At 59.6% G+C, this 23,560-nt stretch carries 20 protein-coding genes; 6 read left to right on the top strand and 14 right to left on the bottom strand.

The features are described 5' to 3' along the window. The first annotated feature begins 175 nt into the window (after nt 1-175). On the top strand, nt 176-910 hold the full coding sequence (locus EI290_RS14105) for a LytR/AlgR family response regulator transcription factor (RefSeq protein WP_125431574.1): 735 nt from the start codon (nt 176-178) through the stop codon (nt 908-910). Between the two features lie 139 nt (nt 911-1,049). Here the strand turns inward: EI290_RS14105 and EI290_RS14100 are convergent, their stop codons facing one another. The 5 genes from EI290_RS14100 to rpoN all read right to left on the bottom strand — a co-directional run bounded on the left by EI290_RS14100 (nt 1,050) and on the right by rpoN (nt 9,169). Continuing rightward, the gene (locus EI290_RS14100) at nt 1,050-4,658 is read right to left on the bottom strand and encodes a PAS domain S-box protein (protein ID WP_148103643.1); all 3,609 of its coding nucleotides are present in this window, start codon (nt 4,656-4,658) and stop codon (nt 1,050-1,052) included. Between the two features lie 117 nt (nt 4,659-4,775). Then, nucleotides 4,776-5,414, bottom strand: a complete 639-nt coding sequence (locus EI290_RS14095) for a phosphatase PAP2 family protein (protein WP_148103642.1) — start codon at nt 5,412-5,414, stop codon at nt 4,776-4,778. A gap of 110 nt (nt 5,415-5,524) precedes the next feature. Then, nucleotides 5,525-6,409: an SDR family oxidoreductase gene (locus tag EI290_RS14090; protein WP_125431565.1), complete on the bottom strand. Its 885-nt coding sequence runs from the start codon at nt 6,407-6,409 to the stop codon at nt 5,525-5,527. A 132-nt stretch (nt 6,410-6,541) separates the two neighbouring features. Beyond that, entirely contained in the window at nt 6,542-7,456 is a 915-nt protein-coding gene (locus EI290_RS14085) for a helix-turn-helix domain-containing protein (RefSeq protein WP_125431562.1), read from the bottom strand. A gap of 123 nt (nt 7,457-7,579) precedes the next feature. Beyond that, nucleotides 7,580-9,169: an RNA polymerase factor sigma-54 gene (gene rpoN / locus EI290_RS14080; protein ID WP_125431560.1), complete on the bottom strand. Its 1,590-nt coding sequence runs from the start codon at nt 9,167-9,169 to the stop codon at nt 7,580-7,582. Nucleotides 9,170-9,586: 417 nt separating this feature from the next. Between rpoN and asnS the strand changes: the two genes are divergently transcribed. Further along, the gene (asnS, locus tag EI290_RS14075; protein WP_125431557.1) at nt 9,587-10,990 is read left to right on the top strand and encodes an asparagine--tRNA ligase; all 1,404 of its coding nucleotides are present in this window, start codon (nt 9,587-9,589) and stop codon (nt 10,988-10,990) included. Nucleotides 10,991-11,054: 64 nt separating this feature from the next. On the opposite strand, the gene EI290_RS14070 is transcribed toward asnS, so the two are convergent. From EI290_RS14070 to EI290_RS14060, 3 genes are read right to left on the bottom strand one after another with little or no spacing between them, the layout of a single operon-like run. Further along, on the bottom strand, nt 11,055-11,774 hold the full coding sequence (locus tag EI290_RS14070; RefSeq protein WP_125431554.1) for a hypothetical protein: 720 nt from the start codon (nt 11,772-11,774) through the stop codon (nt 11,055-11,057). Nucleotides 11,775-11,814: 40 nt separating this feature from the next. Then, nucleotides 11,815-12,066, bottom strand: coding sequence for a hypothetical protein (locus tag EI290_RS14065; RefSeq protein ID WP_125431551.1), 252 nt, complete (start codon nt 12,064-12,066; stop codon nt 11,815-11,817). 55 nt (nt 12,067-12,121) lie between these two features. After that, complete coding sequence (locus tag EI290_RS14060; protein ID WP_125431548.1) at nt 12,122-12,361, bottom strand: hypothetical protein; 240 nt, start codon at nt 12,359-12,361, stop codon at nt 12,122-12,124. 124 nt (nt 12,362-12,485) lie between these two features. On the opposite strand from EI290_RS14060, the gene EI290_RS14055 reads away from it, so the two are divergent. Continuing rightward, a complete protein-coding gene (locus EI290_RS14055) occupies nt 12,486-14,105 on the top strand; it encodes an FAD-dependent oxidoreductase (protein WP_125431545.1) in 1,620 nt (539 codons plus the stop codon). Nucleotides 14,106-14,404: 299 nt separating this feature from the next. Here EI290_RS14055 and EI290_RS14050 read toward each other — a convergent pair whose 3' ends face one another. Next, a complete protein-coding gene (locus EI290_RS14050; RefSeq protein ID WP_125431542.1) occupies nt 14,405-14,851 on the bottom strand; it encodes a hypothetical protein in 447 nt (148 codons plus the stop codon). A 209-nt stretch (nt 14,852-15,060) separates the two neighbouring features. Next, on the bottom strand, nt 15,061-15,771 hold the full coding sequence (locus EI290_RS14045; protein ID WP_125431539.1) for a hypothetical protein: 711 nt from the start codon (nt 15,769-15,771) through the stop codon (nt 15,061-15,063). A 261-nt stretch (nt 15,772-16,032) separates the two neighbouring features. Here EI290_RS14045 and uvrA point away from each other — a divergent pair, with 261 nt between their 5' ends. After that, nucleotides 16,033-19,179, top strand: coding sequence for an excinuclease ABC subunit UvrA (uvrA, locus tag EI290_RS14040; RefSeq protein ID WP_125431536.1), 3,147 nt, complete (start codon nt 16,033-16,035; stop codon nt 19,177-19,179). A gap of 66 nt (nt 19,180-19,245) precedes the next feature. After that, nucleotides 19,246-19,569, top strand: a complete 324-nt coding sequence (locus tag EI290_RS14035) for a hypothetical protein (RefSeq protein WP_125431533.1) — start codon at nt 19,246-19,248, stop codon at nt 19,567-19,569. 656 nt (nt 19,570-20,225) lie between these two features. Here EI290_RS14035 and EI290_RS14025 read toward each other — a convergent pair. Genes EI290_RS14025 through EI290_RS14015 form a run of 3 tightly spaced genes read right to left on the bottom strand, consistent with a single transcriptional unit; the run spans nt 20,226 to nt 21,726 of the window. Further along, entirely contained in the window at nt 20,226-20,831 is a 606-nt protein-coding gene (locus EI290_RS14025) for a DUF4142 domain-containing protein (protein WP_125431527.1), read from the bottom strand. A 44-nt stretch (nt 20,832-20,875) separates the two neighbouring features. Continuing rightward, complete coding sequence (locus EI290_RS14020; RefSeq protein WP_125431524.1) at nt 20,876-21,112, bottom strand: hypothetical protein; 237 nt, start codon at nt 21,110-21,112, stop codon at nt 20,876-20,878. 38 nt (nt 21,113-21,150) lie between these two features. Further along, nucleotides 21,151-21,726 carry a DUF4142 domain-containing protein gene (locus EI290_RS14015; RefSeq protein WP_125431520.1) on the bottom strand — a complete coding sequence of 192 codons (576 nt, stop codon included), beginning with the start codon at nt 21,724-21,726 and terminating at the stop codon, nt 21,151-21,153. A gap of 188 nt (nt 21,727-21,914) precedes the next feature. On the opposite strand from EI290_RS14015, the gene EI290_RS14010 reads away from it, so the two are divergent. Beyond that, the gene (locus EI290_RS14010) at nt 21,915-22,772 is read left to right on the top strand and encodes a hypothetical protein (protein WP_125431517.1); all 858 of its coding nucleotides are present in this window, start codon (nt 21,915-21,917) and stop codon (nt 22,770-22,772) included. Between the two features lie 59 nt (nt 22,773-22,831). On the opposite strand, the gene EI290_RS14005 is transcribed toward EI290_RS14010, so the two are convergent. After that, nucleotides 22,832-23,509 (bottom strand): 2-C-methyl-D-erythritol 4-phosphate cytidylyltransferase, encoded by a 678-nt coding sequence (locus tag EI290_RS14005; protein ID WP_125431514.1) that lies wholly within the window; start codon nt 23,507-23,509, stop codon nt 22,832-22,834. Between the last annotated feature and the right edge of the window lie 51 nt (nt 23,510-23,560).

Below are 23,560 nucleotides of genomic sequence, written 5' to 3'. Positions count from 1 at the left end.
GAGAAACCCGACCGCCTACTACCCAAACCGCTTGATTGACAACCCGCCGACCTGTAGCTTAGCTAGCCGATAAATGGCTGCTTTGTTACTTTAGACCTCGTTTTTTGGCCGATGAAAACAAGGTTAGGGTAGAAAAATCAGTAGGTTACACCGTATACTCCTTTCCCGCGCTACTATGTCTGCTCCCGCTCCCGTATTGACCTGTGCCATCATTGATGATGAAGAAATAAACCGGCTGACGCTGGAACACTACATTTCCCTTACCGACTCGCTGCAGCTGGTAGCCTCCATGGACGACGCCCTCCAGGGCCTGAACTATTTCCGGGCCGGCAACAAGGTGGATGTACTGTTTCTGGACGTACAAATGCCCCAGCTCAACGGCCTGGACCTGCTGCGGGTATTGTCCGATCCGCCCATTGTAATTCTGACTACCGCCCACGAGGATTTTGCGGTTGATGCGTTTGATCTGCGTGTGACGGACTACCTAGTGAAGCCCTTCGACTACGCCCGCTTCAGCCGGGCCGTGCAACGGGCTTTGCAGCAACACGCTACCCCAGTAGCCGCGGCAGCACCGGCTCCGCCTGCCGCCCCCCCCGACCACGACCTGTTCGTGAAGGTGAACAACAAGATGGTACGTATCAACTTCGATGATGTGCTGTACATCGAAGCCCTATCCGATTACGTTATCATCGTGACGGACAAGCAGAAGTATATTGTATATACCACCATGAAAGCCCTGGATGCCCGCCTGCCGTTCGACCATTTTGTGCGGGTACACCGTTCCTATATCCTGAACATGCGCCGCATTGAGGCCATTGAGGATGGGGCCGCCGTGGTGCCCGGCGGGCAGCACGTGCCCATCGGCAAATCGTACCAGGAAGCCTTTTTCCGGAAGCTGAACCGGATTTAGGTAGTGGGTAGTGGGTAGTAGGATTGTCGTCCTGACGAAGGAAGGTTCTTCTCATGTATGAATAGGTCGTTATACCGATGGTCGTTCATCTGTAAAAAGATCCTTCCTTCGTCAGGATGACAATCCTACTACCCACTACCTACTCCAACGGGGCAGAGGCCAGCTGCTCCACGGCGGTGGTCAGGGTGGCTATGAGGTGGTGCGCTGCTTCCGTCAGCTCCGCGTCCGATGGTACTACCGGGGCTGGCTCGGGCCGGGAGAATGGCTCCAACAGGGCTACCGGACCATAAGCGGCCTCAATGCCCAGCAACTGCAAAGAAGGTCGGAGCTTGTGTGCCAGGCTGCCTACCGTTAGCCAGTCGCCGGCGGCTGTAGCTTCCTGTAGCTGAGCCACCGCCAACGGGGTGTGGGTACGGAAGGAGCCGATTACCTTCTGCATGAAAATAGTGCTGCCGTGGGCTGTATCCCGCAAACGGCTCAGGTTGTACAACGGCGCTTCGGGGGCAGAGGCGGCAGTGGGTGCCGGAAGCTCGGCCGGTACCAGCGCCGCGGGGGGAGGCGGCGCAGTTTCCAACTCCGCTACCGGTACCGGCCGCAGGTTGGCAACCAGCTTCCGGAACAGGTCGTCTTCTTCGAAAGGCTTCGATAAATAATCCAGGCCAGCTGCCCGGTATATTTCGTTGTCGGCGCGCATTACATTGGCCGTGAGGGCAATAACCGGAGTATTGGCCCGGAGCGGATCGGGGTGCTGGCGCAGGCGGTGCGTTACATCCAGGCCGCTTATGCCCGGCATCTGGATATCCATCAGCACCACATCGTAGAGGCGGGCTTCCAGCTGATCCAGGGCCTCGCCACCGTTGGAGGCCAGGTGGGTTTCTACCTGCCAGCCTTCCAGAATCAGCATGGCCAGCTGCTGGTTCACCGGGTGGTCTTCTACCAGCAAGACCCGCTTGCCCTGCAGTGTGGTATAGTCCAGGGCTGGTAGGGGGGGCGCTTCGGGCAGCTGCAGCGCCCCCTTCGACAGCGAGAGGGTGAAATAGAACGTGCTGCCCTGGCCTTCCTCGCTGGTTACCCACATCTGGCCACCCAGCTGCTGTACCAGGCTGCGGCTGATGGTGAGGCCCAGACCAGTGCCCCCGAAGCGGCGCGAAATATCGGCGTAGGCCTGGGAGAAGCTCTCGAAGATGGTTTCCTGCTTGTCGGCCGAAATGCCGATGCCCGTGTCGCGCACGTAAAACTCCAGGTCCAGGGTAGAGGCCGTTTCCTGCACAAGCCGCCCGCCCAGCTCCACAAAGCCCTGGCTGGTGAACTTAATGGCGTTGCTGATCAGGTTCAGCAGAATCTGGTTGAGCCGGCCCGGGTCGCCGATAACCACCGGATGACGCAAGTACAAGGGCTGGAGCCGGAACTCAATGCCTTTTTCCTCGGCCCGGTACGTCAGGCTTTTTACCCCGTCTTTGATGGACTGGCAGATATCAAATGCAACCTGCTCCATTTCCAGCTTGCCGGCCTCAATTTTGGCTACATCCAGCACATCGTTAATTACGGTGAGCAAATGGCGACCCGAGTTGCGTAGTACCTGCAGGTGTTCCTGCTGGGCCGCGTCGAGCGGGGTTTTGGCCAGCAGCCCAGCCATACCCAGAATACCATTGATTGGCGTGCGGATTTCGTGGCTCATATTGGCCAGGAAGTTTTCCTTGGCCCGGGCGGTGTTTTCGGCTTCTTCCTTGGCCCGTACCAGCTCCTGCTCGGCCAGTATCCGCTCGGTAATTTCCTGGCCGTAGGCAATTACGTAGGGCAGCTCCCCGGGCTCCTCCACGCGGTAATTGTTATAGATAAGGTGGTGGGGCCGGCCGTCGGGGCCGCGCAAAGTCATCAGGCCCGTGAGCTCCTGTTGCTCGTGGGCCTGTTGCAGGTATTGCTCCAGCTGTGGGTGAAGGTCAGGGGTCAGCACCTGCATGAGGGTGCGGCCAATCAGCAGTTCGGGTACCACGCCTACTAGCTGGGCCGCGGCCGGGTTCACGCTCAGCAGCACGCCCTGCAAATCGTGGGTGCAGATGAGGGCCTGGGAGTAGTGCATCAGGTCGCGGTACTGCTTGGCACTACGCTCCAGCGTCTGGCGGGCCCGCTTCATTTCGGTAATATCGGTGCTGACGCCCAGTACGTTTACCGAGCCATCCGCGCGGTAGAGGGGGCGCTTCACCGTCTGCAGCCACATGGTGGTGCCGTCGCGCAGGGTATAGGTAGTTTCCTGCACCAGCTCCTGGCCGGTGGCCAGCACCTGTTCGTCGGTGGTTACAAAGGCCCGGGCTTCGGCGGCCACGGGGTTGGCAAAATCGTCGGGGTCTACCTCCCGGTGGGCGCTTTGCTGTACCAGCTCATCGAAGGCGCGGTTGCTGAACAGCACATTGCCGCGCCCATCCGTCACCCAGATGAAGCTGGGAGTAGTATCAACCACCAACCGGACAAAGTGCTGGTTTTCCTGCAGGGTAGCTTCGCTGCGGCGCAGGCGCTCCTCGGCGGTATGGCGCTCCGTAATATCCACGCCGTAGCCAATTACCATGCGCACCTCGTCCTGGGGGCCGTACACAGCCTGTAGGTGGCGCAGGGCTAGGCGCGGGTTTTCATCGGGGGTACGTATCTGCTCTTCCCAGGCCAGCACGCCGCGCTGGCGGACGGCCCGCTCAAACAAGGCCCGGCGGGTGCGGGCCTGCTCGTCGGAGCGGCCCCGGTAGGCCGCGTACTCAAAGTCATCGTGGCCGATAATCCACTGCCGCATCTCGTCGTTGCGGATGGCGGCCGGGTTCACGAAGCGGTAGCGGTGCTGGGCATCAAACACAACCACGTCGGCCGGTAGCTGGTTGAGCACCGTTTCGTAAAACTCCTGCTGCTCCACCAGCCGGCTTTCCGCATCTTTCAGGGGAGTGATGTCGGTGAAGTAGAGGTTGACATACTGGTCGTCGACAAACGGAGCAATGGCTACTTGGTAGCACTGCCCCCAGAACCACATTTCCCGGCGCGTCAGCCGTTCTCCATCGGCCAGGGCATCGAGGGCGGCCTGGTACACCTGCTGCGGCAGCTCTGGCTCTATTTCGGGGCTCAGGTATTCGCGGCGGAGCTGGTCGGCGGCGGGGTTGCTGTACAGCAGGCGCCCATCGGCGTGCAGGCGCAACACCGGGTTGGGGTTCTGGCCCGGAATGCGCGAGAGAGAGTGCATGTACTGCTCGGCGCGGCGGGCCTGCGTTACGTCACGAAAGGAAAGCATGTAACCGGCGGCTACCAGCTCATCGGGGCCGCTGAGCGGAATGAAATCCAGCTCCAGCACGGTGCTGTCGGCCAGCTCCAGGTCTTCGCCCAGAACTCGCTGGTCGGCTTGGCGCATAGCCTCCAACCGCTGGCTGGTAACCTCCGGTCGGGCCGACTGGGCAATGAGGGCATCCAGAATGGGCTGCACAGGCTGTTCTACCCCTCCCAAGGTTGGGAGTTCCTCAATGCCCAGTAGGTCGCAGAACTCCCGGTTGAGCAGGGCCACCATGCCGTTCTGATGCGCGACCAGTACGCCCACCCGCAGGTTCTGGGTGAGGCGGGTAATGCTGTCGGTGAGCCGCACCACCGTACGCTGGGTAGAAGTAAGGTGGCGGCGGATGGTCTGGATTTGCTGTTCGGCAGCCATACGCCCCTGGCGCTCCTGCTCCAGCTGAGCAGTCAGGGCTTCGAGAGTAGGGGCAGAATCGGGGAGGGTAGACATAGGAAGCAGCAGAATCGGCAGGGCAAACTCGGTAATAACGTACGGCCGGGCGGCGCAGTAAGCAACCCATACTGCCCGGACGCGGCGTAGCACAAGAAAGATACGGAACGATTTGAGCTAGCCTATTGCCAGCCCCGCGCTGCTGCCCAGGGCCACGCTTAAGCCCAACGCCAACCCAGCCCACACCTGGGCCGGCGTGTGGGCCCGCAGCTCCAGGCGGGCCCAGCCCACGGCTGCCGCCAGTGCTACTGCACCCAGTGCCCACCACACCTCGGCGCGCCCCTGCAGGCACAATGCCAGCAGCAGCCCGGCCGCGCCACCCATGCCTACGCCATGCGCTGATATTTTCCAGCGCAGGGTAATCAGGAAGGTCAGCAGTACGGCCAGGGCCATGCCCATCAGCCCAGTCACTAGCACTGGAGCGGCTCCGTGCCAGTGCAGCCATGCGGCCCCGGCTCCAAAACTACAAGCCGCCAACCCCAGGGGCCAGGCCCGCTGCTGGCGCTGGGGCATTTCCAGGGAGTCAATCCGGCCCAGCCGGAGCAGGAGCAAGGCCGCTCCGGTTGGTAGCAGAAAGGTAAATAGTACCACTGTCCATACTCTGTTGTGCTGCGTCTGCTGCAGGTCCATCAGTCCGGCTAAGTAGGAGGGCACCAGTAGCGGATGAAAAACGGCCGACAACAGGGTGGCGAGGCGAACAGAGAGGGAGGATGACAAGCCAATAGAACGTGTGGTACTGAGTACGATGTTACGCAAAACGCCAGGAAGCAATAATACAAAAGCCCCGGGTTCCACTCCCGGCCTGGCCGTAACAGCATCGTTACGGCCAGGCCGGGAGCGGAACCCGGGGCTTGGTTCAACTGGAGTTACTTTCCGAAGTAGGAGCCTTGCTCCAGATCGGCGAGCAAGCCGGGGTGCGTAGGGTGCCAGTTGAGCCGCTGCTGCGTGAGGACACTGGAAGCGGCCAGGTCCATACTCGCGAAGCGCGCCATCCAGCCAAAATGCCCGGCCGCTTCCTCCGGTGACTTGGATACTACCGGTACGTTCAGATGGCGGCCAATAACGGTGGCCAGGTCCCGCATGGAAATACCTTCGTCGGCTACGCCGTGGTACCGGGCTCCTGCCTCGCCGTGCTCCAGAGCCAGCCGGTACAGCCGGGCCGCATCGAGGCGGTGTACGCCGGCCCAGCGGTTCTGGCCGTCGCCGATGTAGGCAGCCACTCCTTTTTGGCGGGCAATGGTAATAAGCGTCGGTACAAAGCCATGGTCACCCGCATCATGCACCGAAGCCGCCAGCCGTACTACGGCCGTCCGTACGCCTGATGCGGCTACTGCCTGCGTTGCAGCCTCCGACATCCGGAGCGAGGGTCCGGCCACATCATCCTCAGTGGACAGGCTCCCGTCGGTGCGCAGGCCGGCCAGCCCGGAGGTGGTTACTAGCGGCTTGCCCGTGCCGGCCAGGGCATCGGCCATAGCCGCAATGGCCTGCCCATCCGTTTCGCCGGCAGCGGCGTAGGCGCTGAAATCGTGGATAAAAGCCAGGTGAATTACGCCATCGGCGGCGGCGGCCCCGCGCTTCAGGCTATCCAAGTCATGGAGGGAGCCGTGGTGGGCTTTGGCCCCTGCCGCCGCCAGCTGTCGGGCGGCTTCTTCGGAGCGGGCCAGGCCCACTACCTGGTGCCCCGCGGTTAGTAATTCCTGTACCACTGCCGAGCCCACAAAGCCGGTGGCACCCGTTACGAAAACTCGCATGTGCTATTCTGTTAAAGGTGAAAACAAACTGCGCTACGGAGGCAGCAGTTCTTGTTTTCAAAGGTCCTAAGAGCAGCGGGCTAGTGGTTTGTGTGGGTCAAACCGTTTACTGCGCCAAGCAAACAACTTGCTCTACCCCCGATACTTGCCGGGGGTAAGGCCGGTCTGGCGCTTGAAAAACGTGCAGAAATGCGCCACGTCGGTAAATCCTAACTGGTCGGCTATTTCCGCAATACCCCGGTCAGACTGCTTCAACAGGAGCTTGGCTTCCTGCGCGGTGCGCTGGCCCAGCAACTCAGTAGTGGTATGCCCGGTGGTTTCCTTCAGGGCCCGGTTGAGGTGGTTGATGTGCATTGCCAATGCATCGGCGTACTCTTTGGCCGTGCGGAGGCGCCGGACAGGTGTGCCGTGCAACGGAAACTGCTGCTCCAGCAACTCCGTGAAACGGGTGGCTATGCGGGTTGCGGCAGAGTGAGTGGGGACTCTTTCTGCCGCTGGCTGAAGCTTTTGCGTAAAGTGCAGCAGTTCCAGTAGGTAAGCACGCAGTAAGTCGTATTTATACGCATAGTCAGAGGCAAGCTCCTGGGCCATCTTCCGGAAAATGGCTTCTACTGCGGCGGCCTGCTCGGCGGTTACGGCCCGCACCGGATACGCATCGGGCTGAAAAACCGGCAACTCATCCAGCACCATTCCACCTTTGGCCGGCAGCAAAAACTCATCGGTGAAAATGCAGAAATAGCCGGTAGGCGTGGCCGTTTGGGGCACCCAGCGGTACGGGACGTGGGGCGTAGCCAGAAACAGCGTACTGCCTTGTATATCAATGGCGTGGTCGGTGTACTCTATCCGGCTGTGCCCGTGTATCAGGCTTACTTTGTAGAAGCGCTGCCTGTCAAAAGGCATAGGCGGCTGGTAGCTGTGGCCGGGCCGGCGGTTTTCCAGGTTGAACACATCAAAGTGGCCTATTTCCCGCCGCGTATCCGCTGGTAGGCCTGAGCCGGCTACCGGTACAAATTTGGCGTACAGTTTCTCCAGCGCAGAAGTGTTCATACGGATAGAAAATAGGATAGAAAACTCTGCCGTCGACTTTTGTACACAACACTGCTCCGCAACGCAGGGTTTGAAACCCGGGCTACGGAGCAGTAAACTCTCGGGCAAGTACTAAGCAATATGCTACAGCTCCTTGCGCAGGCGGGCTACCGGAATATTGAGTTGCTCCCGGTACTTGGCCACCGTGCGGCGGGCAATGTTATAGCCCCGGGCATTCAGCATTTTCTCCAGCTTGTCGTCGCTGAGCGGACGGTTTTTCTGCTCGCCTTCAATAATTTCCTTGAGAATGTGCTTCACCTCCCGGCTGGAGGCATCCTCCCCCGAGTCGGTGGCAATGCCTTCCGAGAAGAAGTACTTGAGCGGGTAAATGCCAAACTCCGTTTGCACGGCTTTGGAGTTGGCCACCCGGCTCACGGTGCTGATGTCCATGCCAATTTCCTGGGCAATGTCCTTCAGAATCATGGGCCGCAGCTTACTCTCGTCGCCCTCGGCAAAAAAGTCGCGCTGGTAGCGTACAATGGCGTCCATGGTGCGCAGCAGGGTATTCTGGCGCTGCCGGATGGCATCAATAAACCACTTGGCCGAATCCAGCTTCTGCTTCACGAAGGTCACGGCCTCCTTCATCTTCTTGTCCTTCTTCGAGGCCTTGTCGTAGGCCCGGAACATCTCAGTGTAGGCCGGCGACACCCGCAAATCGGGGGCGTTGCGGGTGTTGAGCGTTAGGTTGAACTGGCCGTTGTCGTGGGTCAGGATGAAGTCGGGAATGATGTACTGCACCTTGCCCATGCCCACCGGGCCGGTGCCGCCGGGCTTGGGGTTGAGTTTGAGAATGAGGGCAATGGCATCCTTCAGCTCATCGTCCTCCAGGTCCAGCTTCTGCTGAATGCGCTGGTAGTGCTTCTTGGTAAACTCGTCGAAGGTGTCGTGCAGGATCTGCTCGGCGTGCTCGGTGGCCTCGTCCTGGGGGCGGCGCTCCAGCTGCAGCAGCAGGCACTCCTGCAGGTCGCGGGCCCCGATGCCGGCCGGGTCAAACGTCTGGATGACGTGCAGCACGCTCTCAATTTCAGGTACCGTGGCCTCAATGTTCTGCGAAAATGCCAGGTCGTTGGCAATGGCCGACAGGTCGCGGCGGATGTAGCCGTCGCCGTCGATGGAACCGATGAGCTGGCGGCCAATGGCTTCCTGCTTTTCATCGAGACTGGCAAAGCCCAGCTGGTCGAGCAGGTTGTCGATGAGCGAGCCGCTGGTGTCGGCCAGGGGCATTTCCCGGTCGTCCTCGTCCTCGCCGGGGCCGTCACCCTGCATTTTGTAGCCGGCTATTTCGTCGTCGTGCAGGTAGTCGCTCAGGTCCAAATCGTCGGCCGATTCCGACTCCTTGATTTCCGTGGGCTCATCCTTGGCGCTGAGGTCGATTTCGGGCTGCTCCTCGGCCTGGTCGCCGTCGAAATCTTCGTCCAGCGTGTTGTCGGGATTATCAAATTCGGCGTCCGGGTCGTTGTCAAAGTCGTCTTCCGGGTCGTCGGAGTCGTCGCGTTCCTGCTCCTCAAACTCGTCATCCTGGTCGTCGCCTTCTTCCAGGGCCGGGTTGGCTTCCAACTCTTCCTTAATGCGCGCCTCCAGCTCCACCGTCGGAATCTGCAGGAGCTTAATAAATTGAATCTGTTGGGGGCTCAGCTTCTGCGAGAGAAGCTGCTTCATGTCCAGTCGTTGCATACTCTGAAAACGCGTACGCCCCGCCGGTAGTAAAACGGGGTGGTTAGGCCAAATATAGCCCTTTCTGTACTTGAGTTTAGGGGAAAAAGTTGGGCGTAGTAGCGCGCAGCTCCGCTTCGCGTACGAGCAAAGCGAGTATCGGGCGTCTGGTTCACATGCGTAGGGTCTCGCATTGCTCGTGCGCCAGTAGCGCGCAGCTCTGCTTCGCGCACGAGCCACAGGCGAGTATCCCGGTTCCGCACTACCGTATCTCCGTGCCCGCCGCTCCGGAACTCGCTTTGCTCGTGCACGAAGCAGAGCTGCGCGCTACTGATGCAGTACCGGCTACTCGCTGGCAACTCGTGCACCAAGCAGGAGCTTCGCGCTACATCTTCTACCTTTGCGGCTCTTACATTCTTTAGTAGAACCGATTTCCCCATGTCCGACCTCCGAAGAACCAGCGTGCAGGAACTGCTTAGCAGCACCGAGCTGGACCGTGAAGTGCTGGTAAAAGGCTGGGTACGCACCCGCCGCGGCAACAAATACGTGCAGTTTATTGCCGTGAATGACGGCTCCGGCTTTAATTCCATTCAGGTAGTAGCCAATGCCGAGCAGTTTCCGGAGGAAAAGCTGAAAGCTGACGGCGTGGACAACGGCGCCGCCGTGGCCGTGCGCGGCCAACTGGTAGCCAGCCAGGGTAAGGGCCAGACGGTAGAAATTCAGGCCACGGAAATTACTGTGTACGGCACCGCCGACCAGGATGCGTACCCGCTCCAGAAGAAGGGCCACACGCTGGAATTTCTGCGCGGCATTGCCCACCTGCGCCCCCGCACCAACACGTTTGGCGCGGTGTTGCGCATCCGGCACGCCATGTCGTTTGCGGTGCACAAGTACTTCAACGACCACGGCTACTTCTACATCCACACACCCATCATCACCGGCTCCGATGCCGAGGGTGCCGGCCAGATGTTCCGCGTTACCACGCTGTCGGACACCAAGCCGCCCCTGAATGAGGCCGGCGCGGTGGATTACAGCCAGGATTTCTTTGGCAAAGCCACCAACCTCACCGTATCGGGCCAGCTCGAAGGCGAGGTGGCGGCCATGGCCCTGGGCAAGGTGTACACCTTCGGGCCCACGTTCCGGGCCGAGAACAGCAACACGGCCCGCCACCTGGCCGAGTTCTGGATGATTGAGCCCGAAGTGGCCTTCTTCGACCTGCAGGACAACATGGACCTGGCCGAGGACTTCCTCAAGAGCCTGGTGCGCTACGCCCTGGAGCACTGCCCCGACGACCTGCAGTTCCTCAACGACCAGTACGACAAGGAACTGCTGAACCGCCTGCGGTTTGTGGTAGAAAACGACTTCCAGCGCCTCACCTACACCGAGGCCGTGGACATCCTGAAAGGGGCCAAGCAGAAGTTCGAATTCCCCGTGGACTGGGGCACCGATTTGCAGTCGGAGCACGAGCGGTACTTGGTGGAGAAGCACTTCAAGAAGCCGGTTATTCTCACCAACTACCCCAAGGACATCAAGGCCTTCTACATGAAGCTGGACGAGGACGGCCGCACCGTGCGCGCCATGGACGTGCTATTCCCCGGCATCGGCGAAATCATCGGCGGCTCCCAGCGCGAGGATGATTTGCAGAAGCTGCAGCAGCGCATGCAGGAAATGCACGTGCCCGAGGAAGACCTCTGGTGGTACCTCGATACCCGCCGCTTCGGCTCGGCCCCGCACGCCGGCTTCGGCCTGGGCTTTGAGCGTCTCATCCTGTTCATCACCGGCATGGCCAACATCCGTGACGTAATTCCCTTCCCCCGCTTTCCGAAGTCAGCGGAATTCTAGGCTCACGGATTTTCAAAAAAAGCCAGTACGCTGCAGCGTACTGGCTTTTTTTATAATTGAGCTGTTACCACGGAAAACGTCGGCGCTTATAAAAATCGGGATAAACCACTCGGGGCTTGGTAAGTGGCGGCACTAGGTACGGGACTGATTCACAGGAACCAGGCTGTGGGTACGGGTAGCACTCCACTTGAGCATCAAGTGGTAAAAGCGGAAAATCAGATAACCGGGCATAGCCTGGACTGAGTTTTGTTTGCAAGCGGCCGTTTTGCAGATACAACAGCGCTACCCCTTTGTGGGTAACTACGGCAAGCGTATCGGGCTTACGGTAGAGCAGCTTTGACCGGTCGAATTGGCGGCCGGTGTAGAAGTAGCGGCGGCTATCTGCAACCGGTAAAACGGCCGGAATAACCACGCTATCAACTGCGCGGTCATCCTGATAAAGCTTAACATATGTATCAGGGGCATTTTTGGCATCATCCCAATTCCAGGGTGGGGGCAAGCCGATACCTGTAGGGATTTTAAGGAGCACGTCCGGGTTGCGCACGCTCACATACACGCAACCAATCATGCGGGTCAGGTGAAACTCCCGCAGTATCTTTTGTGTGGTGGCATCCAGTACTTTAAGGCAACCTTCTGTACCATCGGAGCAGAAGTAAGGAACCGATACGATATGGTAGCACCCATCAGGAGTGGTGGTGCGAATCGTATAGTTATCGTTGAACCGGCCCGGATTAAATGTCGCCGAAAACGAGAGTAATGAACATATAACTAGAGGTCTTTTCACGGTTTCTAGTTAGTGCATTGCCACCCGAAAAACCAGAGGCTCAGCAGTAATTCCGCAGCTCCTTGTCATCCAAAGCTAGCAGGTTATCCAAGCGTAGCTCGAAGCCATCCTGCAGGCGCAGGTATTCTACTTTGTCGCGGATATAAAGGTCCTGAATGGTGCCGTGGTAGGTGCTGGGCGGGGTGTCGGGCTCCGTGCGGTAGGTGAGGGTGCAGGGCTGGCCGGTGGTGGCGTGGGCCTCCAGCTCGTCGTAGAACGAGCAGCTGATGGGTTTGTAGGGGGCGTGGGACATGGCGGGTGGGGAAACTGGGTGTCAATGGAATACGATGAACCGTGGCCCCGAGATGTCAGGCTGCCAGTCGGTGCCCATTTACGGAAACCAGCCAATCAAGGCGCAGCTCGCAGCCGCCGGCCAGCTGCAGGTAATCGACCTGCCCGCGCCGCAGTACGTTCAGCAAAATGCCGCGCACCGCAAACTCGGCCGAGGTGCCCGGCGTGCGGTACACCAGCAGGCAGCGGTGGCCGCCGCGCAGCAGTTGGTGCAGCTCCGGCGGCAGGCCACCATGCAGGGGAGGGGAGGAGAGCATAGCGGACTGAACGAATTGAGCAGTAAAAGGATACGGACTGGAAGCAGGAATTACGAAAAGACAACACAACCTGGTTTTCCTCCGGCTCGTTGGCAGGGCAGGCCCTACTGCTATTCTGCCGCTTATGCCCGAACTTGACTTTGCTCCCGCCGATGCCCTCCAGGAGGGCGAGATGCGCACCTTTACCGCCGCTTCGGGGGCGGCAGTGCTCTTGCTGCTGCGCCAGGGACAGTACGTGGCCCTGGCTCCCAACTGCCCCCATTACGGTGCCCCGCTGGAACAGGGCCGCTTAGTGGGCGACCAGCTGGTGTGCCCCTGGCACCACGCCTGCTTCCGCGTGCCCGATGGCCACCTCTGCCAGCCCCCGGCGCTTGATGACTTGCCTAGCTACCCCGTGCGCGTGGCCGACGGCCGCGTGTGGGTGCAGCTGCCGGCCCGGCCCACCGCCGCCACCAACTCGCCCGATGCCACGCCTACGGCTTTGGTGCAGGGCACTGCCCCAGCTCCTAACGCGGCCGCGCCTGATGCGCGCACTTTTGTGATAGTAGGGGGCGGGGCTGCCGGCCAGTTTGCAGCCCAGACCTTACGCACCGAAGGCTTCGGGGGCCGGATTGTGCTGGTTTCGGCCGAAGCCGCCGCACCCTACGACCGCACCAAACTCAGCAAGGCCTACCTCGCCGGCAAGGCCGATAACAAGGCCCTGCCGCTGCGCGAAGAGGACTTTTATGAGCAGCACCGCATCGAACTGCTCTCCGAAACCCGCGCCACCGGCCTCAGCCTGCGTACCCGCGAGCTGAAACTCAGCGGCCGCAGCCCTTTGCACTACCATGCCCTGCTGCTGGCTCCCGGCTGTATGCCCAACACTCTACCCAAGTTGCCCGGCCACGACCTGGCTGGCGTGCTGCCCTTGCGCTCCGCCCAGGATGCCGGACAGCTCCGGCAGGCCGCCGCCCAGGCCCGGCGGGTGGTCATCATCGGGAGCAGCTTTATTGGAATGGAGGCTGCGGCCAGCTTGGTAAGTGAGAAGCGGCAGGTAACAGTGGTAGCGCAGGAGGCCGAGCCGTTTGCCCGTATTCTGGGGCCAAAGATTGGCCGCATGTTCCGCAACCTGCACCGCCGCCACGGCGTGCGGTTTCGGGCTGAGGCGGAAGTGGTGAGCCTCGAAGGTGAAAACGGCCACGTCACGGCCGTGCGCCTGGCTTCGGGGCAGCGCCTACCCGCCGAGCTGGTGCTGCTGGCCGTAGGTGTGCGTCCTGCCACCGATTTTCTGACCCCCACCTTCGACCTGGAGAAAGATGGGGGCCTGCGCGTGGATGCTCACCTCTGTGCCGCCGAGCATGTGTACGCCGCCGGCGATATAGCCCTGTTTCCACTGCCCGGCGGCCTCGGCCAGCACCGCATCGAGCACTGGCGGGTGGCTCAGCAGCACGGGGCCTGCGCCGCCCGCAACATGCTGGGCCAGCATGTTGCTTTCCGGGAAATTCCGTTCTTCTGGACCCAGCAATTCGGTAAAAGCCTACGCTACGCTGGCCATGCTACCGTCTGGGACGAAATCATCTTCCACGGCGACGTGCGCCGCCATAAGTTCCTGGCCCTCTACGCCTACCAGAACCGGCTGGTGGCCGCCGCCGCCATGCAGCACGACGACGACATGATCTGCATCGAAGAGCTGTTGCGCACCGGCCGTATGCCCACGCCCACCGCCGCCCGCCGCAAGCTCAACTGGAGCAAACTACTGGCATAATGCAAGTTCCACCAATGAACCTACTGCCCAGAACGTCATTCCAGGCTTGCCGAGAAATATGGCGTGCTGAGGTTGCAGTGGTAGTCAGGCAGTGTCTGAAAATCCGCTTGCACTTCACTGTTCAGCGGGCTTTATCCGGCGTCTGCCTGTTGAAGCAGAACCGTTTTGAAGCTTTCAGACACAGTCTAACAAAGAGACAGAGGTAGTTCGATACGCGCAGATGGTATTCTGGTATTCCACCGCAAACACAAACGCCCATCCAACTTGGATGGGCGTTTGTGTTTGCGGTGGCAGATTGGCTAGTACTTGCCCTTGCCTTTTCCCTTGCCGTTACCGTAACCGAGCTTCTTAGCCTGGCCAGGGGGTAGGCCTTTTCCGCTTTCAAGACGCTTTACCTGGCCGGGGGGGAGGCTGGCTGGATACAGCTGGCGGTGCCGCCCGATGAGTACCCAGGGCTGAGCACCTACGTAATCAATAACCACCGGATGGAAATTGGCCGGATTATAGCCGCTGATGGTACGCACACGGGTCCAGCGGCCGTCCCGCTGCACAATGTACTGCTGGTCGCGCAGGTCGTAATAGCCCCCGTACTCGGGTACGTAATAGTACTGAGCAGTGGCGGGGGCCGCTGGCCCCCAGGAAGGTGGGTTTACATTGATGGTTACCTGCGCCTGGGCCGTTTCGGCCGCGCCAGCCAACGCCAGGGTCAGCAAGCCAGTCAGGGCAATTTTGGGAAGGAGCTGCATAAGGAAAATAGCGGTTTTGAGTGAAGGGTGGGAGAGGTACTGAACTGGTTGCAAGAACGGGGCCAAGTGGCCGTGGGTTTCTCATACAGTTCAGCTACAGAGTCCTGAACGCAGCCGCCTAACGTTTGGTTAAACGCTCACCTATTACCAAAAAAAGCGTCCGACTCGAAGCCGGACGCTTTTTGATTTCTGACAGGAAAAACAGGCTACTATTCCTGCACCCGGCCCCGACGGCCCCCGCCGTTGCCCCAGGCACCCGGTGCCGGCTGGTTCCCGTTGCTGGGCGCAACCTGACCCGGCCGGGGCGAATAGCCACCACCCTGGCTGTTACCGCCCTGGTTATCGTAGCGGCCGTTGCGGTTGTCGTCCCGGTCGTCGTTTCGGCCGTAGCGGTAGTCCCGGTCATTGCGCCCGTCCCGGTCGTTGCGGTAGTCCCGGTAACCGTTTTGCGCGTAGCCGCTCTGGCCGTAGGGACGGTTGCCATAGTAATCCGGACCATAGCCCCCACGTGGTGCGGCTGCGTAGCCGCGTCCGGGCCAGTTAGCTCCGTAATACCGGCCCGGGCGCACGCCCCACTGGTCGCAATACATTCGATGGTCGCGCAGGTAGCCCCAGGGCTGCCTGCCCACGTACTGAATTACCACGGGGTGGAAAAACCGCGGGTTGTAGCCGGCATACACGCGGGGCAGGACCGGCGAGCTGATCCAGGCTCCGTAGGCTGGGTCGAAAAACAGATACGATTGATTGTAGATATCATAATACCCGTCAATTTCCGGAATGTAGTAGTACTGTACGTTGGGAGGTACAGCGGGACCCCAGTAGGGAGTATGTATGTTCACCTGCACTTGCGCCTGGGCTGGGCTGCTGAACAGCAGAAATCCGAGGGCCAATACGAAGCCGGTTTTCAGGAGCGTTTTCATGGATCAGAGAGCAAAAGGAGTTCAGCTGCAGCCTGTGCAAAAGCCGCACCATAATGCGGCAGAAGTCGGTTGACTTCCCAAAGAACTTCAACTTCAGTCGGGACATTTCCGGCGTGGCCGTTGTTACGGACTATCTGCACCAGCCACGTTAAAAGGCGTGCTGGTGCAGGTAACGCTAAAATGACTGGCAATTAAACTAGTAAGGGTAGCCTGCCGGGCCTGTTTTACGTACTTTTGCAGACTTATCCGCTTCGCTGCCGCATGGCCAAGAAATCAACTGCTGCCTCTTCTTCCTCCATTGCCAAGCCGGCTGCCAAAGCGGCCCGGTCGGCCAAGGCATCCACAGCGGCTGCTCCGGTAGCATCCGAGGCTCCGGTTGCAGCTGCCGCATCCCGCAAGACACCAAAAAATACGAAAGCCCCAAAAGCGCCCACATCCACCGCGGCCGCCGTAGCCGATGGCACCAACCACCACGGCACCGCCGCCGTGCAGGCCGTGCCGCGCCAGGAGCAGGTGAGCGAGGCCGTGCTGGAAAACCAGGCCCGCATTACAGGGCAGCTGCTGGGCCCCGCCGACCTGGAAGCGCCCTACATCGAAGTATACGGGGCCCGGGAGCACAACCTCAAGAACGTATCGGTGCAGATTCCGCGGGGGCGGCTGGTGGTGTTTACCGGTATTTCGGGCTCGGGCAAGTCGTCGTTGGCATTTGATACCATCTACGCCGAGGGCCAGCGCCGCTACATGGAAACATTTTCGGCCTACGCCCGCAGCTTCATGGGCGGGCTGGAACGGCCCGACGTGGACAAGATTGAGGGCCTGTCGCCGGTTATCAGCATCGAGCAGAAAACCACCTCGCGCAACCCCCGCTCCACCGTCGGCACCATCACCGAGATTTACGACTTCCTGCGCCTGCTTTACGCCCGCACCGCCGAGGCGTTCAGCTACGCCACGGGCCAGAAGATGATCCGGCAGAGCGACGACCAGATCATCAACTATATCCTGAAAGAGTACGACGGCCGGAAGCTGGTGGTGCTGGCTCCGGTGGTAAAGGGCCGCAAAGGCCACTACCGGGAGCTGTTTCAGCAGGTGGCCAAGCTGGGCTTCACCAAAGTGCGGGTAGATGGCGAGCTGCTCGACCTCACGCCCAAGATGCAGGTGGACCGCTACAAAATTCACGACATCGAAATCGTCATCGACCGGCTGGTGGTGAAGGAGGAAGACCGGTTCCGCCTCTCCGGCTCGGTGCAGAATGCCCTCACCCAGGGCAAAGGCACCATGCTGGTACTGGATGCCGACAAGAAGAAGGACAACACCCAGTTCTTCTCCCGCTTCCTGATGGACCCGGCCACCGGTATTGCCTACGACGACCCGGCTCCCAACACGTTCAGCTTCAACTCGCCCTACGGCGCCTGCCCCACCTGCAACGGCCTGGGCGAGGTGCAGGAAATTACCGAGGAAACGGTGATGCCCGATAAGAAGCTCAGCATCAGCCGCGGCGGTATTGCGCCTCTGGGCGAGTACCGGGACATCTGGATTTTTCAGCAGCTGGGCCTCATCCTGAAAAAGCACAAAGCCAGCCTCAGCACGCCCATTGAAAAGCTGCCCGTTGACTTGGTGGAGCGGCTGCTGCATGGCGTGCCCGAGGACGAGGACGCCGACCCCAAAAAGGCCAATTACACCGAGCCCTTCGAGGGCATCATTCCGTTCCTGCGCCGTCAGATGGAGTCGGAGTCCGACAACATCCGGGAGTGGATTCAGCAGTACACCCAGGCCAAGGAGTGCCCCGAGTGTCACGGCTTCCGCCTCAAAAAGGAAAGCCTGCACTTCAAGATTGCCGACCACCACATCGGCGAGCTGTCGGTGATGGATTTGAGCGAGCTGGCCGCCTGGTTTGAAGGGCTGGAAGACCGCCTTTCGGAGCGCCAGAACCTGATTGCGCGCGAGCTGCTGAAGGAAATCCGCAAGCGCATCGGCTTTTTGCTGGAAGTGGGCCTCGACTACCTGAACCTGCACCGCTCGGTGCGCACGCTCTCAGGCGGCGAGTCGCAGCGCATCCGTCTGGCCACCCAAATCGGTACCCAGCTGGTGGGCGTGCTCTACATCATGGACGAGCCCAGCATCGGGTTGCACCAGCGCGACAACGAGCGGCTCATCAAGGCCCTACAGCATCTGCGCGACCTGGGCAACTCGGTGATTGTGGTGGAGCACGACAAAGACATGATCCTGCACGCCGACCACGTGCTGGACATCGGCCCCGGCGCGGGCATCCACGGTGGCCAGATTGTGGCTTCCGGCACACCCTCCGAAATCTTCACCAGCGGCTCGCTCACCTCCCAGTACCTCAGCGGGCAGAAGCACATTGAGCTGCGCAAGAAAAAGCGGGCCGGCGAAGGCAACGAGCTGGTGCTGCGCGGGGCCAAAGGCCACAACCTCAAAAATGTAACGGCCAAGTTTCCGCTGGGCAAGCTCATTGCCGTTACGGGCGTATCGGGCTCGGGCAAGTCCTCGCTCATTCACGATACGCTCTACCCGATTCTTAACCAGCACTTCTTCAACGCCAAGCGCGAGCCGCTAGCCTATGATAAGATTGAGGGCCTGGAGTTTATCGATAAGGTGATTGAGGTGGACCAGTCGCCGATTGGGCGCACGCCGCGCTCCAACCCGGCCACCTACACCGGCGTGTTCACCGAAATCCGCCAGCTGTTTGCCAACCTGCCCGAGGCCAAAATCCGCGGATACGGGCCGGGGCGCTTCTCCTTCAACGTGAAGGGCGGGCGCTGCGAAACCTGCGAGGGAGCCGGCATGCGTACCATCGAAATGAACTTCCTGCCCGACGTGCACGTGCCCTGCGAAACCTGCAAAGGCCGCCGCTACAACCGCGAAACGCTGGAAGTGCGCTTCAAAGGCAAGAGCATCACCGACGTGCTGGACATGACCGTGGAAAAAGCCGTGGAGTTCTTCGAGTTCCAGCCTCGCATCCTGCGCAAAATCCAGACCCTGAACGAAGTAGGTCTGGGTTACCTCACGCTGGGCCAGCAGGCCACCACGCTGTCGGGCGGTGAGGCCCAGCGCGTGAAGCTGGCCACCGAGCTCAGCAAAAAGGACACTGGCAAGACGTTCTACATCCTCGACGAGCCCACCACCGGCCTGCACTTCGAGGACATCAACCACCTTTCGGTAGTGCTGCACAAGCTCGCCGACAAAGGCAACACCGTTCTCATCATCGAGCACAACCTCGACCTGATCAAAGTAGCCGACCACCTGATTGATATTGGGCCTGAAGGTGGCGCGGGCGGTGGCACCATTGTGGCTCAGGGCACACCTGAGCAGGTAGCTAAAGCCGGCAAGGGCCACACCGGGCGCTTCCTAGCCGAGGAGTTGAAGATGAGCAAATACGCCGAGGTATAACTTGGACTATGAGTTGTGAAAGGGGCCGGAAAAATTTACTTTCCCGGCCCCTTTTTCTATGCTCTTATGCGTGCATTGCTGCTACCTCTGCTGCTGAGCCTGACGGCCAGCGTGCCTCCCAACGTACCCGCCGTGGGTACGCTTTTCAAGGGCAAAGTCCTTAATGGAATGAAAGGTGACAGCCTAAGCTTTGTGCTGGCACCCGATGGTAAAACCGTGAGCAACGTCACGTTTACAGGCTACTGGCCCTGCGACGGTAAGCTGGAGCAACAGAGGGCTGCTGGTCCTGCTAAAGGCACCTTTGCCGTAAGTGGTGGAACTATCTCAGGCCGCCTCTGCGAGCCGCCAAACGGTGGCGCTACGGCTTGGTGCTTCAGCCTGAGTGGCTAGGTTACCGGAAGAACGGCTAAAGGCCACTTCCGTATGAATATCAATGCCCTGCGTTGTGATTCGTATGAGTTGCAGTGGCAGGCAGTGGCAGTAGGGCCCGCGAAGTAATGAACCCAGGTTACGGGCTTTGCAGCCTGAGTCGGATTAAGCTGAGCCGGTACCGGCCGCAGTGGCTCAGGGAACGGCAGAATGAACAGTTTCTTATTGCTTCCTCAGATATTTCTATTTGGCCCGTAGCTAACCCTCTTGTTTATAGCAGACAGTTGGCAGAAGTCAGGATATTTTCTAGTTTAGGCCTTTCTCCCTCCCACGTTCCCGCGCATGAAAGTTCTCGTGTTTCCGGCACTGCTTGCCATTGCCATAGCTACCACCCCTCCCAAGCCATTTGCATCCGTCGAAACCGGCAAAGCCATAACCACCCAAACCAGGCTGCCTGAGGAGCACCGCGTCCCGCTTACCACTCCAACTGGCAAACACATTCATTCTCTTCCTGCTTCAACCTCCAGCTATACTGCCCGGCGCTAGGACAAACAGCCAGCTACCGGAACAAAAGGCCCCCCAGACACTTGGTCTGGGGGGCCTTTTGTTCCGGTAGCTGCTCCGGCATATTGGTAGTCAGGGTGGCACAGGCACACCACTGATAAGCATAGCATGGGTTACATGCCGCTGTGCTGCTTAAACATGGTCAGATGAGACTGTACAACGGGCAGCGTTTTGCCAATGAAGGCCTGTAAGTCAGCGTCCTGGGTCATGGTTTGATGGGCCACCATGGTGTTAGCCGTTTTTTGGTGGTCCAGTACCATCTGATCCATGTACTTTTTCTCCAGGTCTTTACCTGACAAGCTGCGCATCTGCTCGGCCAGCGTTTTGTGCTCGGCATCCATGTCAGTAGGAAGCGTTACGCCTTTTTTCTGAGCTATGGGCTTCAGATCAGCCGTTGATTTGGTGTGGTCGGTAATCATCTGGTTGGCGTGGTCTTTCGCCATACCAGTCACACCTTTTTCCAGGGCCAGCTTGCTGAGTTGAATTTCGTTCTGGTCGCTGTGCGCGGCAGATTGCATAAACTCCGCATCGGTAGCGTGCGGAGCGGTAGGACCAGCTTCCGTAGCCATAGCTGTGTCAGTGGAGGCCGGCATTTCGGTGCTGGTCGCGGTAGTGGTTTCAGCCGTAGTGCCCGAGGAGGTGGTATCGGTGGGAGTGGTGTTGCAGGCGCTAAGGCTAAGCAGGCCAATACACGAGACGGACAAAAGAATGCGTTTCATAGGAAAGTGGGTTGGGTAAGAAGCGAAAATGAGGGTAGGAAAAATTAGCGCGTGGCTGCTGAGTCGGCGGTAGCCACCGAATCGGCATCTGCCGTTACAGTAGGGCCGGCGTTATTATCAATTACCACTGCGTCGGCCTGTACACCGCCTTCATCAGCGGCTTTGTCCATGTCGCTTACAGCTTCGCCGGCTGTACCATCTGTGCGTTTCTCAGCGTCGCTGCAGCTGGCCAGCAGCAAGCCGGCACCAAGGGTGAGGAAAGGAAGGATGCGGAATTTCATGTTGGTTAAGAAAAGGTAAATGGAAAGAATAGGGGCAATCAGGGCGTAAGTTTATCGTGCAGTACCCCAGCGGCGCGGCCCAGGTCCTGAAGTACCGTCAGCTGCTGGGCCGCCAGCGTCCGGATGTCCGGGTCGTAGGCGTCGTCCTTCATATCATCGGCCGCATCTTCTTCCGTTTCCAGCAAAGAGCGTAGTCTCTTGCTGTATTCCTGGTCGAAAGCGGCGCCGGTGAGTCCGGTTAACTCGCCGGCCTGTGTGGCCTGCGTTTCCGCAAGACCAGTGGGAAGGGTAATATTTTTTTGCTGAGCCAGGGCTTTGAGAGTGGTCAGTAGCCCGGTAGTCTGGGCTGTTACATTCTGGGCGGTATACCTGGTATCGGCAGAAGTGGCTTTGCGTACGGCCAGCTGGCTGATTTCCAGCAACAGCATTTTCCGGCTGGCAGCATCTACCACAAACTCAGCGTCCCGGATCTGCCGCTTTGTAACAGCCTCCTCCCCGATCCGCCTCTCATTCTGGAATTTTGCTTCCTGTACCGGGTCTTTGTTGCTGGCCGCTTCGGTGCAGGCAGCCAGTGCAAGCAGCACAATAGCATAAATGCGCACGGAAACCAGCATAGGATCAGGGGGTTGGGTGGGGGTAGTTCCTCTTTCTATACGGGCGGGTAGGGGGTGGGTTGGGGAATAGATTTTTAAAAAAAGTTCCCATCCTCATTAAACTCTACAGTAGCTTTCTTCTCCAACCCAGCGAAAGAGCTCTTCACTACCCCATTTCGCCACGTCTTCACGTCTTACTTTTTTCTCTCATGAAACGCTCCGTATTCCGCACCCTCGGCTTTGCTGCACTGGCTTCTACCTCGCTTCTGCTGGCTTCCTGCGATAAATCCAACGACCCCCAATCAACCGTCGATGCGGCCGTATCGGCAGAAGACCAAAGTCTGGCAGAAGATGAAAATGCTACCGTAGCCGATCTGGTAGAAGCTGGCTCCCCCTCCGATGCCGCCGTATCCGGCAGCCCCGCCGCCGAACCCACCGACCTGAGCCGGGTGGCCGGCTCCTGTGTAACCCGCACTTATGATGCTGCTACCCGCACCCTTACGCTGGATTTCGGCACCACCAACTGCGTGGGCCCCAATGGAGTGGCGCGGCGCGGAAAAATTGTAGCGGTGTTCAATGGTGGCTACCGTCAGACCGGCTCTACAGTCACTATCACGCTGGTAAACTACTACCGCAACGATAATCTGCACACGGGTACCCGTACCATCACCAACCTGGGGCAGGGCTCCTGGAGCCTGGATGTGCAGAATGCCAGCATTACCACCACGGCCGGTACGCACTCCTGGACCTCCCAGCGTCAGTACACGCGCACCGCTGGTTTTGGCACCCGCACCATTGCCGATGATGAGTACAGCGTTACGGGGCAGGCTACGGGTACCAACCGCAAGGGCGTCAGCTACACGGCCACCGTGCAGCAGCCGCTGATCAAGAAGTTTCAGGCCGGATGCGCCCGCACTTTCGTGGCAGGCACGGTAAAGGTGTTGACCTCCAAGGAAAAAGAGCTTCTGCTGAACTACGACCCTACCGGTACCCAGGCTTGTGATAACATTGCCACTATTACGGTAAACGGTAATACGCGCACCATCCGGGTTGGCGGCCGACTGTAATACCACCAGTTACTGCGCCGCTAACAAAAAGCCGGCCCCATTCAGGGGCCGGCTTTTTGTTAGCGGCGCAGTAACGCTTCGGCCAGAAGCAAATCCTCCGGGGTTGTGATTTTGAGGTTGCGGTAGTCTCCTTCTACCAGATAAATAGGATGCAGATCTTCCACTACACTGGCGTCGTCGGTGAAAGTGGTTAGCTCCGGTAGCGTGTAGGCTCGCTGCAGGAGGCCCAGTTCAAAGCACTGTGGTGTTTGTACCAAACGTAAACGGCTACGGTTGAGCGCATAGGAACCCTGTTGGTTAAGTCCCCGCACCGAGTCTTTGGGTACAACTGCCGCCACGGCCGCGCCGTGGTTGTATGCCGCCTGGTAGGTGGCTTCAATAACAGGGAGTGGGGTAAGGGGCCGTACTCCGTCGTGCACCGCTACTACCCCGCCCTCGTGAGCGGCCAGATGTGCCAGGCCGTTGCGCACCGAAGCCCAGCGCGTAGCGCCGCCCGCCACTACCGCGTGCGGGATGGTTACCCGAAAGTCAGCACAAATACGCTCCCAGGCGGCAAACTGCTCCGCTGGCAGCACCACCACCAACTCCTGTACGCCTAGCTCGGGCGCCGCAAACCGCCGCAGCGTATGCACCAGCACCGGCTCCCCGGCCAGCTCCAGAAACTGCTTGGGACGGTCGGCGCCCATGCGCGTGCCGCTGCCTCCGGCTACAAGTATGGCGTATCGGTTTCGGGACATGAGGGTATAAAACGTGAAGAGTAGAGGGTAAGTCCGGGTCTGATCAGCAAA

Origin of the sequence: Hymenobacter metallilatus (assembly GCF_003944705.1) — a bacterium.
Taxonomy (GTDB): Bacteria; Bacteroidota; Bacteroidia; order Cytophagales; family Hymenobacteraceae; genus Hymenobacter; species Hymenobacter metallilatus.
Note: the sequence above shows the minus strand (reverse complement) of the source record. Positions and strands in the feature narration are given on the sequence as shown.